The sequence below is a fragment of the Shewanella chilikensis genome (assembly GCF_002836945.1).
Classification (GTDB): Bacteria; Pseudomonadota; Gammaproteobacteria; order Enterobacterales; family Shewanellaceae; genus Shewanella; species Shewanella chilikensis.
Genome location: NZ_NIJM01000003.1, coordinates 1 through 17841, shown reverse-complemented (window position 1 = coordinate 17841; position 17841 = coordinate 1). Strand labels below are relative to the sequence as shown.

13 protein-coding genes, 1 other RNA gene and 1 pseudogene are annotated in these 17841 nt (G+C 46.2%); 6 read left to right on the top strand and 9 right to left on the bottom strand.

Annotation, left to right across the window (positions count from 1 at the left end; genetic code table 11):
* Nucleotides 1-7: 7 nt before the first annotated feature.
* Genes sdhA through sdhC form a run of 3 tightly spaced genes read right to left on the bottom strand, consistent with a single transcriptional unit; the run spans nt 8 to nt 2511 of the window.
* A complete protein-coding gene (sdhA, locus tag CX651_RS01470) occupies nt 8-1774 on the bottom strand; it encodes a succinate dehydrogenase flavoprotein subunit (protein ID WP_101052930.1) in 1767 nt (588 codons plus the stop codon).
* Nucleotides 1775-2122 carry a succinate dehydrogenase, hydrophobic membrane anchor protein gene (gene sdhD / locus CX651_RS01465; RefSeq protein WP_025011016.1) on the bottom strand — a complete coding sequence of 116 codons (348 nt, stop codon included), beginning with the start codon at nt 2120-2122 and terminating at the stop codon, nt 1775-1777.
* A complete protein-coding gene (sdhC, locus tag CX651_RS01460) occupies nt 2116-2511 on the bottom strand; it encodes a succinate dehydrogenase cytochrome b556 subunit (protein WP_025011017.1) in 396 nt (131 codons plus the stop codon). The genes sdhD and sdhC overlap by 7 nt, the downstream gene beginning before the upstream one ends.
* A gap of 412 nt (nt 2512-2923) precedes the next feature.
* Between sdhC and CX651_RS01455 the strand changes: the two genes are divergently transcribed.
* Nucleotides 2924-4210, top strand: a complete 1287-nt coding sequence (locus CX651_RS01455; RefSeq protein WP_101052927.1) for a citrate synthase — start codon at nt 2924-2926, stop codon at nt 4208-4210.
* A gap of 386 nt (nt 4211-4596) precedes the next feature.
* Here the strand turns inward: CX651_RS01455 and CX651_RS01450 are convergent, their stop codons facing one another.
* Entirely contained in the window at nt 4597-6366 is a 1770-nt protein-coding gene (locus CX651_RS01450; RefSeq protein WP_101052925.1) for a monovalent cation:proton antiporter-2 (CPA2) family protein, read from the bottom strand.
* A gap of 483 nt (nt 6367-6849) precedes the next feature.
* Here CX651_RS01450 and CX651_RS01445 point away from each other — a divergent pair, with 483 nt between their 5' ends.
* The gene (locus tag CX651_RS01445; RefSeq protein ID WP_101052923.1) at nt 6850-7347 is read left to right on the top strand and encodes an outer membrane protein assembly factor BamE; all 498 of its coding nucleotides are present in this window, start codon (nt 6850-6852) and stop codon (nt 7345-7347) included.
* 83 nt (nt 7348-7430) lie between these two features.
* On the opposite strand, the gene CX651_RS01440 is transcribed toward CX651_RS01445, so the two are convergent.
* Together CX651_RS01440 and CX651_RS01435 are read right to left on the bottom strand one after the other, a co-directional pair.
* Nucleotides 7431-7766 (bottom strand): RnfH family protein, encoded by a 336-nt coding sequence (locus CX651_RS01440; protein WP_100145313.1) that lies wholly within the window; start codon nt 7764-7766, stop codon nt 7431-7433.
* Nucleotides 7756-8193, bottom strand: a complete 438-nt coding sequence (locus CX651_RS01435; protein ID WP_101053103.1) for an SRPBCC family protein — start codon at nt 8191-8193, stop codon at nt 7756-7758. The genes CX651_RS01440 and CX651_RS01435 overlap by 11 nt, the downstream gene beginning before the upstream one ends.
* A 208-nt stretch (nt 8194-8401) precedes the next feature.
* Between CX651_RS01435 and smpB the strand changes: the two genes are divergently transcribed.
* The 3 genes from smpB (at nt 8402) to CX651_RS01420 (ending at nt 11002) form a co-directional block, all read left to right on the top strand.
* Entirely contained in the window at nt 8402-8887 is a 486-nt protein-coding gene (gene smpB, locus CX651_RS01430; protein ID WP_025009743.1) for an SsrA-binding protein SmpB, read from the top strand.
* 115 nt (nt 8888-9002) lie between these two features.
* Nucleotides 9003-9357, top strand: a transfer-messenger RNA (tmRNA) gene (gene ssrA, locus CX651_RS01425).
* A 394-nt stretch (nt 9358-9751) separates the two neighbouring features.
* Nucleotides 9752-11002, top strand: coding sequence for a site-specific integrase (locus CX651_RS01420; protein WP_101052921.1), 1251 nt, complete (start codon nt 9752-9754; stop codon nt 11000-11002).
* 90 nt (nt 11003-11092) lie between these two features.
* Here CX651_RS01420 and CX651_RS01415 read toward each other — a convergent pair whose 3' ends face one another.
* The 3 genes from CX651_RS01415 to CX651_RS01405 are packed head-to-tail and all read right to left on the bottom strand — an operon-like array spanning nt 11093 to nt 16546.
* Nucleotides 11093-14287: a type ISP restriction/modification enzyme gene (locus CX651_RS01415; protein WP_101052919.1), complete on the bottom strand. Its 3195-nt coding sequence runs from the start codon at nt 14285-14287 to the stop codon at nt 11093-11095.
* Entirely contained in the window at nt 14277-15332 is a 1056-nt protein-coding gene (locus CX651_RS01410; RefSeq protein WP_101052917.1) for a DNA cytosine methyltransferase, read from the bottom strand. Before CX651_RS01410 ends, CX651_RS01415 begins: the two co-directional genes overlap by 11 nt.
* On the bottom strand, nt 15329-16546 hold the full coding sequence (locus CX651_RS01405; RefSeq protein ID WP_101052915.1) for a DNA cytosine methyltransferase: 1218 nt from the start codon (nt 16544-16546) through the stop codon (nt 15329-15331). Before CX651_RS01405 ends, CX651_RS01410 begins: the two co-directional genes overlap by 4 nt.
* A gap of 609 nt (nt 16547-17155) precedes the next feature.
* Between CX651_RS01405 and CX651_RS01400 the strand changes: the two are divergent.
* Nucleotides 17156-17536, top strand: a pseudogene (locus CX651_RS01400) (transposase); the annotation flags it as partial.
* Nucleotides 17537-17841: the final 305 nt, after the last annotated feature.

Genomic DNA, 17841 nt, shown 5'->3' with positions numbered 1-17841 from the left:
CAACTCCTTAGTAGGTACGCTTCTTCGGCGGGAAGGCTTCACGTGTCTTGGGCGCCATGTTCACTTCACGGGTGGACATGGTTTCCTTAACTGGATCAAACAGGCTGTGGCACAGCCAGTTGGCGTCATCACGCTCAGGGAAGTCTTCACGACTGTGAGCACCGCGGCTCTCGGTACGGAAGTTGGCTGCGTAAGCAGATGCGATAGCTGTCGCCATCAGATTATCCAGTTCCAGACACTCGATACGCTGAGTGTTGAACTCTCTGGAGTTGTCAGATAGCTTGGCATTGGCCAAACGCTCACGGATTTTCTGCAGTTCTTTCAGGCCTTCGGCCATGGCATCACCGCTACGGAATACCGAGAAGTTCAGCTGCATACACATCTGCAGATCTTTACGGATAACCGCCGGATCTTCGCCGTCTTTATTGCTTTCCCAACGATTCAGGCGCTCGAGAGACTTCTGAATATCGGCTTCAGTCGCAGCTTTGGGATCTGCGGTTTCATCCAGCGCTTTACCCAGGTGTTGACCGGCTGCACGACCAAACACTACCAAGTCGAGCAGTGAGTTACCACCCAGACGGTTGGCACCGTGAACAGATACACAAGCAATTTCGCCCACGGCGAACAGACCCTTGATATCTTCTTCAGTACCATCGGCGTTCTTGTGGATCACCTGACCGGATACCTTGGTTGGCAGACCACCCATCATATAGTGACAGGTCGGGATAACCGGAATTGGGCCATCGGCGGGGTCTATGTGAGCAAAGGTACGGGACAGTTCACATACACCAGGCAGACGCGCTTCCAGGGTTTCTTTGCCCAGATGGTCCAGCTTCAGCTTCAGGTGTGGGCCCATAGGACCTTCACAACCGCGGCCTTCACGAATCTCTGTCATCATGGAGCGGGCAACCACGTCACGGGATGCCAGGTCTTTGGCGTTGGGTGCATAGCGCTCCATGAAGCGTTCGCCGTCTTTATTGAGCAGGTAACCGCCCTCACCACGACAACCTTCAGTCACCAGAACACCGGCACCGGCAATCCCGGTTGGGTGGAACTGCCACATTTCCATGTCCTGCAGCTGAACCCCGGCACGGGCAGCCATACCAACACCATCACCTGTGTTGATGTGAGCATTGGTAGTAGAAGCAAAGATACGACCGGCGCCGCCAGTAGCCAACACTGTGGCCTTGGCTTTGAAGTAAACAATTTCACCGGTTTCAATTTCGATTGCAGTACAACCTACGATGGCACCGTCTTCGTTTTTAACCAGATCCAAGGCATACCACTCGGAAAATACCTGAGTCTTGTTCTTGACGTTCTGCTGGTACAAGCAGTGCAGCAGAGCGTGGCCGGTACGGTCAGCAGCAGCCGCGGTACGGGCCGCCTGCTCACCACCGAAATTCTTGGATTGACCGCCGAAAGGACGCTGATAAATAGTGCCGTTTTCAAAGCGGGAGAATGGCAGACCCATCTGCTCCAGCTCGATAACCGCTTCGGGGCCAGTCTGACACATGTACTCGATGGCATCCTGGTCACCGATGAAGTCGGAACCTTTTACCGTGTCGTACATATGGTGTTCCCAGTTGTCCTCGTGGGCATTACCCAGAGCAACAGTGATCCCGCCCTGAGCCGAAACCGTGTGAGAACGTGTAGGAAAAACCTTGGACAGGAGCGCACAGCTCTTGCCCTCTTGAGAAATCTGCAGTGCTGCGCGCATGCCGGCACCACCGGCACCAATCACGACAGCGTCAAACTCGCGTACTGGAATAGCCACTTAAACACCCCACACTATTACTATGCCCGACGCCAGATAAGCAAAGGCGGTCACGACAAAGACAAACTGTAAAACCCCACGCAGTGCTACGTTTTTGACGTAGTCAGTCAGTACCTGCCAGATACCGATCCAGGCATGGATCAGCAACGCAATCAGCGCCAGCAGAGTAAAGACTTTCATCGGCAGTGAAGCAAACAGCCCATGCCAGACGTCGTAGGTGAGAGGTGAACTGCAAGCTGCGAATCCGACCAGGAATATAGTGTAAACGGCCAGAATGACAGCACTTGCGCGTAATAGGATGAAGTCATGAACACCACTGCGTCCAAAACTCGCTGCATTGGTTACCATACCCAGATCCCCGCTAATACAGAAAACACTGCGGTCAGGACAAATACTGCCTTGGCCGATGCCTTACCCGAAGGTAACTCTTCCCAACGACCGGTATCCATTACCAGGTGACGCAAGCCGCCCAGCAAATGATAAGCCAGTGCGGTCAGAATGCCCCACAGGATAAACTTCACCACGAAGTTGTCTAACAGAGATTGTACGCCTTGGAAACTCTCGGCCGACGCCAGCGAGGCATTCAGCAACCAGAGAAGTATACCAACAGCGAACAGCATGATGACACCGGATACCCGGTGTAGAATGGACACAATTGCAGTCGCCGGGAAGCGAATGGTCTGCAGATCTAAATGGACAGGTCTTTGCTTTTTCACGTTCTGCTCACTCAGCTCCATTGAGCATTTTTTTTGTTATGTGAACCGATTTTGCTCTTACACAGTTCTGTGACTGAAGTCACAGAGAAGGGTTTCACAATAGAAGGTTGAAACAAAAAGCTAACTTGTTGACAACACACAAAATTAGTTAATTAGTGATATGCTAACCAAGCCCGCCGTTTGTAGCTCTTGCGAGCCGCAGCAAGTATACTCGTCGTAAATGTCAAATACAAACATCACATTATCCAAATTTTGTTTTTTTGCCCTTTTTACAGGATAAGTGCTGGTGTTATCAGGGAAATTGGTCTTACCTATACCATGGTCTAACGAATTTAAACGCTTATTTAAATTGAAATGTGATCTGGATTGGCTGTAAAGTAATGGCCGTTTGACATGCCGCACTCACATAAGAATGAAGTAAGGAGAACGGGGTATGGCTGATTTAAAAGCCAAATTGGAATTACCAGGGAACGACTCGATTGAACTGCCAGTGAAACAAGGAACTGCTGGTTTCGACGTAATCGATATCAGTAAACTCGGCAGTAAAGGCTACTTTACCTTTGATCCAGGATTTCTCGCGACGGCCTCCTGTGAATCTGCAATTACCTATATCGATGGTGCGCAGGGTGTATTGTTACACCGTGGCTATCCGATAGATCAACTGGCGACAGAATCCGACTACCTGGATCTCTGTTACCTACTGTTGTACGGCGAGCTGCCAAGTAAGGCAGAGTATGAAAAATTCGCCTACACAGTTAAAACTCATACCATGGTGCATGAGCAGTTGGCCTTCTTTTTCAGAGGCTTCCGTCGTGACGCTCACCCAATGGCCATGCTTTGTGGCGTGACAGGCGCTTTGTCTTCTTTCTATCAGGACTCTTTGGATGTCAACGATGCCCGTCATCGTGAAATTGCAGCCTTCCGCCTGGTTTCCAAGATGCCAACCATTGCCGCCATGTGCTACAAGTACTCCATAGGACAGCCGTTCGTGTACCCACGCAACGACCTGAGCTATGCCGGTAACTTCCTGTCGATGATGTTCGCTGTACCTTGTGAAGAATACAAGGTGAACCCGATTGTGGAACGTGCCATGGATCGCATCTTTATCCTGCACGCCGATCACGAGCAGAACGCTTCAACCTCAACCGTGCGTCTGGCGGGCTCTTCAGGTGCTAACCCATTTGCCTGTATCGCTGCCGGTATCGCTTCGCTGTGGGGACCTGCCCATGGTGGTGCCAACGAAGCTTGTCTGCGTATGCTGGAAGAAATCGGTACTGTGGATCGCATCCCTGAGTTTATCGAACGCGCCAAAGACAAGGATGATCCTTTCCGTCTGATGGGCTTCGGTCACAGGGTTTACAAAAACTTCGATCCACGCGCCAAAGTGATGCGTGAAACCTGTCACGAAGTGCTGGCCGAACTCAAGGTTAACGACCCTCTGCTGGATGTTGCCATGGAACTTGAGCGTATCGCCCTGGAAGATGAATACTTCATCTCCAAGAAGCTCTATCCAAACGTCGACTTCTACTCAGGTATCATCATGAAGGCGATTGGTATTCCAACCTCCATGTTTACCGTTATCTTTGCCCTGGCCCGCACCGTTGGCTGGATTGCCCACTGGAAAGAGATGCTGGATCAGCCTGGTCACAAGATCAGCCGTCCACGTCAGCTCTACACAGGCGCGACTTCCCGCGACTTCGTGGAACTGGACAAGCGTTAAATCTAAGTGTTTAAAGTCCAAATCCGATGACCTCTGGTCATCGGATTTTTTGTACCTCTTTAATATCTATCAGCCCTTTATCCTCAGCAAACTGCAACCACTTCAATTTCCTGTTGTGCGCTTGAAACAGTCACTCCTATAAGGCTTGAGATAATGATGATTGGGTATAGAACCTGGCTTATAAAGCTAAACTCACCATAAGCCGAATAAAAACTGCCCAAAACCTAGATCAAACATCCAAGCAAGAAACGTAAGACAAGCTCTCATTTATCCGACCACGCTTAAAAAGATGCGAATAATTCCCCGTGGTGTTCTCTGTTGTAGAGCTTAGCTTGCCGGTTAGTAAGCCGCCCCAGACCACACATGGGACTTGTTCGCTCCTTCCATTATAGCCCCTTGTCTTTATCAGCTCGCATCAAGGACTCCAGCTCTGCCCTGCCCTTATTGGACAAGCGAATAAGCTCCTTAAGATCGTCCTTGTGCTTGGCTCCGGCTTCAACCTGTGCCTTGTCGTGCTCGGCAAATATCTTCACCCGCTCATTGGCTTGTACCTGACTGAGTCCCAGTGTTTGCAACACACTTTCACTGGCACTGAGGGCCGAGCCGAAGGTTTCCCGAAATACCGACGTCACTCCAAGACTCATCAAACGATAAGCATGGTTACGGTCACGGGCCCTGGCGACCACGGCTACATGGGGAAAGTGCGTCTTCACCTGAGTCACTATCTGCAATGAATCTTCCACATTGTTGACCGCTACCAGGATCACCCGCGCCTTGGGCAAACCGGCCGAAAACAGCATATCGAGCCGCTTGGCATCACCAAAATACACTTCCCCCCCAAACTGGCGCACCACATCCACATGGCGGGCATCTTTATCCAGCGCCACAAACGGGATCCCCGAGGATGCCAAAATACGGCCGGTTATCTGTCCCATGCGGCCAAAACCGGCGATGACCACCTCGCTTTCTGACGCTTCTATCACATCAGGTAAACGGCTCGCTTCTGCCGGTTTGCCTAGCAGCCTGAACAATTTCAACAAATAAGGCGTTATCGCCATCGACAAACCTATAGCCAACACCAACATCTGGCTGATTTTTTCGGATAAAAGCCCTGACAACTGCGCTTGGGAAAGCAGTACAAAAGCAAATTCACCGCCTTCGGCCAGGATCAACCCCAACACCATGGCACTGCGCCAGGTATGGTGTCTAAACTTCCCAAGCAACATAAGTACCAAAGTCTTCACCGCCAGCATGCCAAAGAGGATCCCCAACAACGCCAAAGGCTCCTTCAGCAGTAAGCCAAGATCCATGGTCATGCCTACGGCCATGAAAAACAGCCCCAACAGCAAACCCTTGAAAGGTTCAATATCGGTTTCAAGCTGATGGCGATAACCCGAGTTGGCCAGCATGATACCGGCCAAAAACGCCCCCATACCGGCCGACAGCCCGAGCCAGGCCATTAACGCCGCACTGCCCATCACAAGCAATAGCGAAAACGCCGTCAGCACTTCGCGCACCCCACTGGCCGCCACCAACTGCAATACTTTGGGAAGCAGATATTTACCCACCAGCAAAAATCCCAATAAAGCTACACAGGTCCAATACCAGGGTACGGCATGATGAGCCGGATCGGCGCCGCTTGGCGACAGATAAGCAATCAGCAGCATCATGGGGATCACCGCCAGATCCTGCATCAGCAATACCCCAAAGGCATCACGCCCCACTGGTGTAGTGAGCAGTCGCTGCTCATTCATTAATTGCACCGCAAATGCTGTAGAAGACAGCGACAGAGCTGCACCGACAATGATAGCGGCTTCAATGGAAAGCCCGACACCGAATGCCAAAGCGCTGACCGCTGCCCAGGACAGCAGTAACTGACCACTGCCTAGGCCAAATATGGCACTGCGAAGTTCCCAGAGTTTGCCTGGGGTCAACTCCAGCCCCATGACAAACAGCATGAGGATCACCCCAAGCTCGGCAAAATGAAGCACAGCAGCCGGCTCGGAAACCACAGCAACACCGCCCGGTCCAAGCAATACTCCGGCGGCGAGGTAAGAAAGTATGGGGCCTATACCAAAGCGCTTGCCAAGTGGAACCAACACCACGGCAGCGAGCAAAAACATGAGCACAGAGGTAAAAATGCCGGCCTGTTCCATCGAGACTCCTTAACAAATAGCAATAGAAGGCTGTTGTTTGCCACACTTATATACAGGGATAAAAGGCATGGATGATCTAAATGGCCCAAAGCAAGTTTGACTCGGGCCTATCACGGGAGTTTCAGTATAGCCAGCTTTATAGGCCTTGATAACCGAAATTTTGAACCTATTTAAAAATAAGTCTTTTAAATACAAATGGTTTTCAATGATGCAGCAGGCTTATTGCAAGCCGGCAAAACGATTTCAAATTTCTTGGCAGTCTAACTGGAACCCATTTAACTGAAACAACTAAAATCAGCCGCCGCCCCAACTTATTCTATTTGCCGGGAGTTAATTTGAACCAAGACAACAATTTGGCAACAGAGAGACGAACCAAGTCACTTTTATGTTGTCGAAGCCTCAAGCGCCAAGTCAATAGCCCTTGTCAGCACGGGCTGGGCTTGGGTATTATGGCCGACAGTTTTTCATGAAGTAGCACATTCAATGTCAATTAAAAAGCAAAGTCTTACCCTGCTGAGCGTCAGTGCGCTCACCCTCTCACTCAGTGCCTGCAGTGTCTTTGACTGGCTGGTGTACAAGCCTGATATTCCACAGGGCAACTATATGGAGCCTCAGCAAGTGGAAAAGCTGCGCATCGACATGACCAAGGAACAGGTGGAATTTGTGCTTGGGCGTCCTGTACTGCGGGACAGCTTCAAGGATGATACCTGGTACTATGTATACCATTACAAGAGTGGTCGTGATGCCAGCATTACCCACAAAGAACTGATCCTGCACTTTAGCGGCGATCAATTGACCAAGGTCACTGGGGATTACGAACTAAGCAATGAATTCAATACCCCGCTGGAACAAAGTAGCCTGCCAATGGCCAACAGCCCTGAGCTAACGCCGCAGATCCCTCAGCAGCGCGGCGATGAAAAACCTTTGGTTGAAGAGCAGGATCCAACCAAGATGAACAAGCACGAACAGGACCGTAAGTAACGGCTTAGGCCTAAGCTTGAACCCAAGATCTTAAAAAAGCGCCAACAGGCGCTTTTTTAAGATCTTGGGTTCAGCAAAGTAACTCAGCTTATTTTGGCGCCGGTTACTTTATTTATCCGCCCTTCTTCCGCAGCCTTCTCGGCACGCTTACGGCGAACCTCTTTGGGGTCGGCAATCAAAGGACGATAGATTTCAATTCTCTGCCCGGGTTCAACTTCGTCATCATGTTTGACCTGACGACTGAAGGTTCCGAGTTTCACCGTTTCCAAGTCAATCTCAGGGAAAAAAGCCTGGATGTTACTCTGACGTACAGCCTCGATAAAACTGGTACCCGGCGTCACGGAAACACTGATCACCTTCTGTTGTGTCGGTAAGGCATAAATGACATCGACACTGAATTTTTCCTGTTCACTTGCCACTGTATACTTCCTTCGCCCTTTGAGTAAAAGCCGTAACCATAGAGGTAACCAGCTCTTTGAATACCTTGCCGAATGCCATACCCACCAAAGTGCTGGAGAACTCAAAATTCAACTCAAACTCCACCTTACATGCATCTTCGGCCAATTCGGTAAAATACCAATGACCGGTCAAATGCTTGAAAGGACCATTCTCCAGTTGCAGCTCAATACTCCTCCCCTCCACCACCTGATTACGTGTGGTAAAGGTCTTGCTGATCCCAGCCTTACTGATATCTACCGACGCCAGCATGGTTTTACCATCAAACTCCAACACCTTGCCGCCAACGCAACCAGGGAGAAACTCTTTATAAGACTCAACATCATTGACTAGCTGGTACATCTGCTTCGCACTGTAACGCACCAGAACACTGCGGGAAATCTGTGGCATCCGTTGGTTGATACTCTTGGCTGACTCAAAAACAGACCCGGATTTTAGCATGCCGGTCAAAAAACGCATCCTTTGTTCCATCGCAATGAGTCCTGCCTCTGTAAGCGCTCAAAAAGCCAGCAACAAAACCCTAAGCTACTGCCCACAACTCAAAATATTCTTCCAGGCCAATTCCAAATTGGCTGCTGCTGCGTATAATAGCCAGCCTATGGCTAAGAAGAATGCAAAAAAATCCGCAAACGCTCCGGCAACCATTGCCCGGAACAAGCGTGCGACCTTTGAATATCGCTTTGATGAAAAATTCGAAGCGGGTCTGTCCCTAATGGGATGGGAGGTCAAATCCATCCGCGCCGGCAAGGTGAATCTGTCGGAAAGCTTTGTCATGCTGAAAAATGGCGAAGCCTTCCTGCACAACTGTAATATCACCCCACTCAGTGCGGCATCCACTCATGTGGTCTGCGACCCAACCCGCATGCGTAAACTACTGCTCAATCGCCGTGAGCTGGACCGTCTGGCCGGCTTGGTTGAAAGGCAGGGTTACGCCATAGTGCCCATCTCCATGTACTGGCGCAAAGGTGCCTGGGTCAAGGTTGAGATAGGCTTGGGTAAGGGCAAGAAAGCCCACGATAAGCGCGACGATATTAAACAACGTGACTGGGCTATCGAAAAAGCCCGGGTCATGAAGAGCAAGTAACTGATATTTGTTGTTATTTCGCACACCAATTGTACGGATAACCAGCAAGTGATTGTCCTTTGCTAATTAAAGCCTTGGTAAGCAGGTGGCAAAGAGGTTACAATCAACACATCACGGGGGCGATTCTGGATTCGACGGGATTCGCGAAACTCCGGGAGCATGCCGAGGGGCGGTTGGCCTCGTAAAAAGCCGCACAGTTATAGTTGCAAACGACGATAACTACGCTCTAGCAGCTTAAGGCCGCTAGCCATCTACCACAGGTCTCGCACATGGGCAGTGGATTTGATGGTCACCTTACATAGTGCTAGCGAGGGAACCTTGTCTGGGGGTGAACCGCGAAACAGTACCAGGCTCACCGTTTGGAATCCTGTCTTTCGGAGTTCAACCGGTTAAATAAAAGAGAGACTAAGCATGTAGCGCCTTGAGCGTAGGTTTTTCGGACGCGGGTTCAAGTCCCGCCGCCTCCACCAACTCTCAAAAGGACTGATTCCGTTAAGGTTTCAGTCCTTTTTTCTTATCTAAGCCTGACACCTCTGTGCTACAGGAGTGTGCTACATGGCTTCCCTTTTCCCCACCTATCTTTATCAAAGAAATGCAATCTGGTGGTATAGACAACGACTCCCGAATAGGCGTATAAATAGGACGTTGAGAGTTTCCCTTCGAACTGCCGATGTTACAGAGGCTAGAACGTTGGCAGTACTACTCAATAGTTTCATTCGCAGACGAACTGCCGATTTGATCGGTAACTGTTTGAGAACACATCATGTTGCCACCGCATTAGGTGGAGTTACTGGGCCTACTGAACCCAATGACTACTTCTCGGGACCTGAGACCATCCCAAAGTCAACACATGAGGAATCTCAGATGGTATCTACTTATGAAACGATCAAAAATCAAGCTAGAAAGATAATCCATCATTACCACAGTATGGAACTGGCCGATTGGCAATCAAGGCCAAGAACCATGAGTGAATATGAATTATGGATAGATCTGCTACATCTTTTCAAAAGCCAAGCAATAGAAGCGTCTAGGCTCAATGACCTGACACAGTCTCAACAGTTGGTTCAGGATTACTTCGAAGATACCACCAGCTCTCCACCGTCTCCCCCTACTCTCGATAAGCTAGTAAGGAAAGTTTGTGACTTGGTGCCTTCCATCTATCAGGCATTATTGAACAACAAACCACTGGAATCCATTGAGGAACTACTACAGGTAGCAGAACCAACTCCCAAACAGGGAACTGAACCGGCGTCCGAAAAAGTGCTCTCTGAGCTTATGGACGCTTACCTGTCGGAAAACCAGCTGAAAGGCTGGAAAATGAGAACAATCAAACAGTACGAACACTCGTTGTTCATCGCACTTCACCACCTGGGTGATGGTCCAGTAAGCAGCCTGAATCGCACTCAGGGCCGTGAACTCAGGGCTACACTGGTACGGTTAGCCAAAGGCAAAACACAAGCTGATATCACAGCAAAAGGCTTGATGGCTTGCCTCACAGACAATGACGCACACCGGATCTCGGTAACCACAGCCAACAATCATATGAATCGCCTCAGGGAGTTCTTCCGTTGGTGTGAATCCATGGGATTTATTGAACGCAATCCGCTACCGGATGACAACTTGCCGGCACCTAAATCAGCAAAGATAGCTAAGCGTGACCCGATAACAGACCATGAAGCTAAGCAGATATTTTCACACCGGCTGTTTGTTGAGCAGAGAGGGGTTAAGACTAAACAAATCCAACATGCCAGCCACTTCTGGCTACCTCTTATCGCGGCCTATAGTGGTATGCGTTTGGGGGAGATATCTCAACTTCAAGTAAGCAACATACGCCAAATAAGCGGGATAAATTGCTTTGTGGTTGAACGCTCTACCGATGACCAATACATAAAGACACCAAACGCAGTACGAGCCATCCCTATCCATAATGAGCTACTTCGTATAGGATTCCTCGACTTTGTCGACTACATCCGCTCCAAAGGTGGTAAACGCCTTTTCAACAACATCAAACTCATACAAGGAAACTACAGCAACAAACCCAGTGAATGGTTCATCAAGAACTTTAGGGATGCTCTATGTCCGCTTCCAAAGAATCCAGTACCGAAATCTTTATGAAACTTCTCAACACTTACGAAGACAAAGACGATGCCGAAGTTGCCCTGACCGAGGTGTAAGGACAAAAGTTTACTTCCACAGTCTCACACTTCAAAGTGGACTTGAAGTGATGACATTGTCATCCAAAATCATTTTTTCAACAATTGGATCTATCTTACTTAAAACTCCAAACTGTAGTTCAACTCTGTTAAGCAAACTAATGAGCTCCTCTAATTCAATATTTCCAAAGTCTTTACGGAAGTAGTTGGTATTTTTTTCTCTTAGCCACTTGTCAACGACATTATGACCTGAAATTTTTAAACCAAAAATAAATTCAGGAACATTATCTATCGTTATTGTTCCTTGCTCTCCAATCAGTAACAAAGAGTTTGTGCTTGCATCATATGAATGCCTATTTAATCTAAAATTAGCAGGAATAGGCTGCACAGGAGACAAAGTCCTTGAATGTTCGGGACAATAATCTGGATTCTCGAGTAGTGCGAGCTCTTCACCCAGCATAGTCAGCATCTTTCGAATCTGTAAATCTGATGCAATTGGAATTCTTGGTGGTGACACAGGATTTGATGGTCCATAAAGTACACCCTCAAATGAATCTAAGTAACTAGATGAGCTTGAAACAGCATATATATAGTAAAGCGCTGATCTTTGGACGTTCTCTGAAAAATAAAACAAAGACTCTACACGCGGATTTAAATTTGATGAAACTTCAAGGTCACCGCTTTTAGTTCTAAATGAAAATTGGTCGCAATATATCATAGCATTGCCTCGAGCTACGATGTCATTATCTGGAAGCGCCCAAGAGAAGCTAGAAAACCTTGTTAATGTAGAACCGAGGTCGATTGTAGAGGGTGAAAAAGAGATTCCTACAGCTCCTTCCATAAATGCTTTTCTTACTTCAGGCCGAGCTCTAGTACCACCACCAGGTGCTGCAGATAACGCAGAAAACAGATCGTCATCATTTAATACTTTTCCATAAACAAATGGACGAAAGTTATAACTACTGACAACTTTGTTCTGTGCTGCTTTAAGTAGTTTGCTTTTCACGTCTACGGTTAATTTGGCTGAAGAGGGAGGTCGTTTTTGACCGGAAAACCATTTTTTAATAAGAACACTATTTGAAATTTTAGCATTTCCTAGTTCTTGCGTTCTTCTAAGAAGCATTGGTTCCGAAGTATGAAAGAGCATAGCACTTGGAGCGAGTTTGACAGCAGAGCATTTGACTTTGAAAATACCTTCAGAGCATGAAGTTTTAGTCAACGGCCAATATTTAGCCCACTTCTCCTTGGGGTATTTTTTTGACGGGGCAAAGGCATAGCTTTCTTCTGATACATTAAATACATCTAACGTATCAATATCCAGAGTTGATTGTAAAAAACGCAGCTTATCACCTTTTGATTTTTCGGTGATATCTTTGTAATGAATCAAATTGAAGTTTGCTGACTCAGAGGTTTTGACACAGAACAAAACCATTCTTCCTTGTAATACTGAAAAAATTGATTGGATTGCGTCGTTCGTTCGCGCATCTCCATCAATTTCAAAAACATAAATATGGTCAAATTGTTCAGCGATCCATTTTCTAGCATATTTAAAAGATATTGCTCTTGTAAATGCTCCGGGTAGGATTAATGAAACTATACCTTCACCATTTTCAAGTATTCTTTCGCAGCACCAGCGAAGGAAGCGAAATGCTTCGTTATTTAGTGCTTTTTGAATATTTTGTCTATCACTTATTTCAGACTTAGGTGGTCTGAAGTCATTCAGTAAGGAATCAATTTTAGTTCTCGGAGCGCTATTGGCTGGATGATTAGATGATGGAGGGTTTCCAATTACAATCTTTATTGGAGGTTTGCAGCTACTTGCAGCTCGCTCTCTTTCTTTTGAAAAGCCTTCATCTATACTAGTGGCGCTGTCCAATATATAGTCTGACAGCGTATCTGTAAGAAGTATTTCAATATTTAATTTGCTGCTTAACTGTTTCTCAACCTCGAACATTCTATAGTGAGCTAATGCGTAGGGTGCAGGAAGTATTTCCAAACCGACTAATTTGCAGTTAGATTCTTCCTTATTTTCGCGAAATAAAGCTTCTAAAAAGCTACCAGTACCACAGCAAGGGTCAATTATTTTGTCTGCAATTTCAAAGATGTTGCCGGAAAAGTGTTTTTCGCACAATTGCTTTGTAAACTCTACAGTCCAATTTGAGAGAACTGATGGAGTGTAAAATGCTCCTCGGTCAAATCTAGTTCTTGAATCAAACTTATCAAGGAATGTCTCAAATAGAGCGTGAAAGTCAAGTTCTGTTTTTTCCGTCCCCATGAATTCAGCATGAGCCAAAACCCCTAATACTTCTGCATACCAATCAGATAGTATATTTTGACCTTTGACTACACCCGATAGCTCGTCAATTATTGACTTAAACGGGCGTAGCTTAGACGCCGCGTCATCAGTAGCTGATGAGTTCCAAAACTCGCCTATTGCAACCCTTCTTTCCTTTGGTGATGATTCATTAATCGGATTTCTTGTATGTGCATAGAAAAGGCCAAAGGTTAGTACTTGAGCAATAAAATCGGAACATGAGTTTATATCTGAAAGTGATGGGTCATGATGTTTTTCTATAATACCTTTTAGGCTATGTAACGCTACAATTAGATGTTCTTCGGCAGTCGATGCTCCACTTCCTATTGGTGCGCACAGTAGGTCTTTTAACTCTTCTGATAGCGTTCTAGCTCTTACAGCGAGCTGCTCGATTAATTGTGATTCCGTCCACCGCCTATAGCCAGGGTTGTTAATCAGATTACGAAATTCAATTTCAACAGAAGGGTTTGCAGATATCTTGTCCCAGTCAGAACTTAAATTGGCAGGTTTGGGTATCAGCTGCTCTCTCTTTGGGTTTTCTATATCTTTTTCAAAAAACAAAAATTCCAGGCCATCAAAAACAAAAACAGGTCTGCCAAGACTTATGTATCTCTCAATTTGTTTTTTTTCAGACTTAGTTAGTGAAAACTCTTTGTCGATCGAAAGAGATTTATGGTCTCCAAAACAATAAATGCCAAATGTACTTGGATCTTCCAGTCTCCAATCAGGACGATCATGCTTTGTATAGTTAACATCATGATGTATGACGATCTCGGAGAAATCTGATTTAAATAGATTGATTAGCGATTCGATATAGCGATGAACTACTGGTCGTGATGCAAGCTCAATTGAGTTAACCCCAGAAGAATATGTCGCCTTGCAGACTTCTTGGAAGCTCTTTAAGTAGCTTTCTGTAATTTTGTCAAAACTCATTTTTTAGTGCTCTTATTATTTCCTTACCAATGACCTCGGCCAATAATGGAGGGACAGCATTTCCGATTTGTCTTGCTGCCTGAATTTTATTTCCTAAAAAAACATAATCTTCTGGAAATGTTTGAAGCAAAGCTCCTTCAAGCAGTGATATACTCCGATCTTGAACTGGATGACCAAACTTTCCTCTGGTAAATGAGTCAAACTTGGCTGTTATTGTAGGTGCCACAAGGTCCCATTCCATTCTTCCATAAACATTTCTATGCCCTATTTTATCAGCACTTAATTTATGACATTCAGCCAGCAACTCATTTGGTAGGTGCTCTCTAGCTTGACCGGAACTAATTGCCCTTATTCGCTCCAAATTTTTATCTGATAGCTTATCAGCTCTATGCATAGGAATATCAGGGTGCGGCTTACCATCACTTGGAATAGGTGGTAAATGAGCAATTGCATCTCGTACTGTTTTAACTTTTATCTGATTTGCTTTCGGCCAACAAAAGTGTGAATCTGAAGATGTTCTCTCGCCAACCAAAATATACCTCTTCCTACGTTGAGGAACGCCGTAGTCCTTAGCATCCAGAATTCTTTCATGGCATATATAGTCATGGCTCTCCATTCTTTTTTTAAACTTTTCCAGAATTTCACGCCCGCGTTTTCCACCGATCCCTGTTACATTCTCAAGTAAGAAAAACTTTGGATATACTTCAATTATTAAATCGCCGTAATCGTCCACGAGTAAATTTCGATCATCAAAATCACCTCCCACCGTCCTTTGAATACTAAATCCTTGGCATGGTGGGCCTCCAGCTAAAAGGTCTAGATCCCCTCTCTTGAGGTTTACAATTTTAAGAACCCGATCATTTAGTGAATCCTTTACATCTAAAGAATAGCATTTATGATCATGATACTTTTTGTTTTCTTTTAGTGTTTCAATGCAGAGAGGGTCACTGTCAAAGCTGAACAAAATTTCAAAACCAGCATTTTTAAGTCCCAGGGAAAGCCCCCCAGCTCCGCAGAAAGCGTCAATAGCAGTAAACTTTTTCATTTTGTTCCGTTTTTTATTCCGGCTATTACGCCTGCAAAGGAGTCGTTAACTGGCAGTTCAACAATGTTATCTTTGCTAGGTGATGTTTCTCGTCTGAAATTAGCTAGAGTTACGGATGCTACGCTTAGCGAAAGCAGGGGAGGCACAGCCTCTCCAATTTGCCTAAATATATCGTCGAATCCACCTTTGAATTCAAATCCATCAGGAAAGCTTTGTAAGCGAGCCGCCTCTCGTGCTGTTAGACCTCTATGCTGGTCTGGGTGAACAAATCTTCCACTAGCGGGATTTCTGGCGTAATGGGTGATTGTAATTGCCGGTTTGTCCCAGCTAAGCCGTCCATAGACATCTGCAAAACCCTTAAAATCCTGGAGACATTTAGGACCCACTCCATTCGGTCTACTTCCACCGTCTAATGGCACAGCCTTTATGACTTCAATTGTAGAGTTCCTATGTGAAGCGCTTTTATGCATAGAGTCTTTTTCACATGGCTTACCAGCCTCTACTCTCGGTAATTGGCCGATAGCAGATCTAACAGTTTTAAATTTCCCCCGAGCTAGCTTGTCTGTAGGTAATGAAAAATCAGACTTCATAGCCATCACGATCGCTCTAAAGCGTTCTTGGGGAACACCTTGAGCAGCAGCATTATGAATTGCCTGCTTAACAATATAGTTTTGAGATGTTAATTTATCTCGAAAATTTTCGAAGTGGTGCCAATATCTTCCAGATAGCAGTTCAGGTACATTTTCCATTATTACGCAATCCGGTTGTATCATCTTGCAAACTTCTGCGAATGCCTCAACTAAACCGTTTCTGTCATCTGGATTGTCCCAGTTTTTCTTTCTATGAGCGCTAAATCCTTGGCAGGGAGCGCATCCTATTAAAACTGTTTTCTTTGAGGGGTCATATCCATCTAACTGTTCAAGAAATAGTTCTAACTTATTTTCACTTGATGCTAGTTCCTGAACATCAATTTCGACCCCTGGCACATTAAAGTTGTGGCTATAGGTTGACAAGGAAACCTTATTGATATCCCCACCTCCAATAACTTTAAATACGCCCTCTGTTTGAGCTAGAGCAGCAAACCCAAGTGACATGCCACCTGCGCCACAAAATAGATCTATAACTTGTATCTCATGTTCGTCATTAGAAGAACTTAGAGGTTTCCACTTTTCCAAGCACTTTTTCGCATCATCAAAGTATTGTTTTTCTTTCATTTAATTGGCTCTGCTTTAGGATTTCTGCATTGATGATTTGAGATTTCCATTTGTGTCTTTAGCTTCTAAAAAGTCACCTATGAGCTTGCAAATCAAGGTGCTCTTTTTATAACCATTTTTATCACAATAAGAGTCAAACCTTTCAAATTGTGACTCTTCAAGTAAAACGGTTATTTTTCTGTTTTTAGTATTCATATCTGTTTATATATACAGTGAGTAAAAGTGCGTACTTGTGCGGACAGGATAGTGCCTCTGATAAGCGGTCTAGTCAACTTAAAAGTGCGCAATGCACGCGAGTGAACACAACAAATTAGGGCACTCCCACAGATACAATCCAGTATTAGCCCTCGATACATTTTGATTCAGGGCATAGGCCATCATGGCTTTGTGAAAGATAAATGCAAGGACGTAACAAGAATCGACAGCCAACTGAGCTCACCATGTCGTTCAACCCGAAAAACTATCCGCAGAGAGAAGCTAGTGAATCCAGTGTGACAGACCACTATGCGACCTTTGGTAACCTCCGAGGGCGTTGTTGATTAAATCTTTTTGAACCATTTCAGCCGCCGGTGATCAGATCTTTCAGCACAGACTGACAGAGTCATCATCATGGGTAAAGCCAAGCACAAAATCATTAACTGGCCTGAGTACAACCAGAGTTTGCGCAATCGCGGTTCATTGACCTTTTGGATGGATGACGCAGCCATTAAGGGCTGGTTATGCCATCAGCATCATGGTGGTCGGGGGCGCGGTTTTCAGTTTACTGACCATGCGATTGAAGTCGCTCTGATGCTGAAAAGCGTTTTTGGCTTGTCGTTGCGCGCCACAGAGGGGGTCATTAATTCCTTGTTTGAGCTGATGGATGTTCCCTTGACCTCACCGGACTATAGTTGCCTCAGCAAGCGAGCTAAAACCGTGAAAATTGCCTATCGAACGCCGAGTCATGGCCCGATTGCCCATGTCGTTATCGATGCCACAGGCTTGAACATGATATACAGGACATCCTAAACACTTTCTGAGCTGCAAAGAAGCTCGTTGCAGGGGGCAGTCTCTGATAAATAACGACGGATTTTTGGAAGTAGGCTCTCTGAGACGAGTAATCTGCGTGCTTCATACAAAAACTGCGGTTGCCAGGCATGGCTGCGGCAGGCTTAAGCCTGTTTCTGCAAAATCACCAAGGGTTTAAGGTTAATGAGGATGTATTGCTTGGCTTTGTTGCTTACCTCGGCACCATTTACCGCCATATTTGGCCTTCATCGCACACATGGCATCCCATCGGCCACTCATGCCACTGT

Coding starts and splice junctions, on each gene's coding strand:
- CX651_RS01435 (WP_101053103.1), bottom strand. CDS start 8,193: ATGCCACAGATTTCCCGCAGTGTTCTGGTGCGTTACAGTGCGAAGCAG.
- CX651_RS01420 (WP_101052921.1), top strand. CDS start 9,752: ATGGTATCTACTTATGAAACGATCAAAAATCAAGCTAGAAAGATAATC.
- CX651_RS01455 (WP_101052927.1), top strand. CDS start 2,924: ATGGCTGATTTAAAAGCCAAATTGGAATTACCAGGGAACGACTCGATT.
- sdhD (WP_025011016.1), bottom strand. CDS start 2,122: ATGGTAACCAATGCAGCGAGTTTTGGACGCAGTGGTGTTCATGACTTC.
- sdhC (WP_025011017.1), bottom strand. CDS start 2,511: ATGGAGCTGAGTGAGCAGAACGTGAAAAAGCAAAGACCTGTCCATTTA.
- smpB (WP_025009743.1), top strand. CDS start 8,402: ATGGCTAAGAAGAATGCAAAAAAATCCGCAAACGCTCCGGCAACCATT.
- CX651_RS01415 (WP_101052919.1), bottom strand. CDS start 14,287: ATGAGTTTTGACAAAATTACAGAAAGCTACTTAAAGAGCTTCCAAGAA.
- CX651_RS01445 (WP_101052923.1), top strand. CDS start 6,850: ATGTCAATTAAAAAGCAAAGTCTTACCCTGCTGAGCGTCAGTGCGCTC.
- CX651_RS01405 (WP_101052915.1), bottom strand. CDS start 16,546: ATGAAAGAAAAACAATACTTTGATGATGCGAAAAAGTGCTTGGAAAAG.
- CX651_RS01410 (WP_101052917.1), bottom strand. CDS start 15,332: ATGAAAAAGTTTACTGCTATTGACGCTTTCTGCGGAGCTGGGGGGCTT.
- CX651_RS01450 (WP_101052925.1), bottom strand. CDS start 6,366: ATGGAACAGGCCGGCATTTTTACCTCTGTGCTCATGTTTTTGCTCGCT.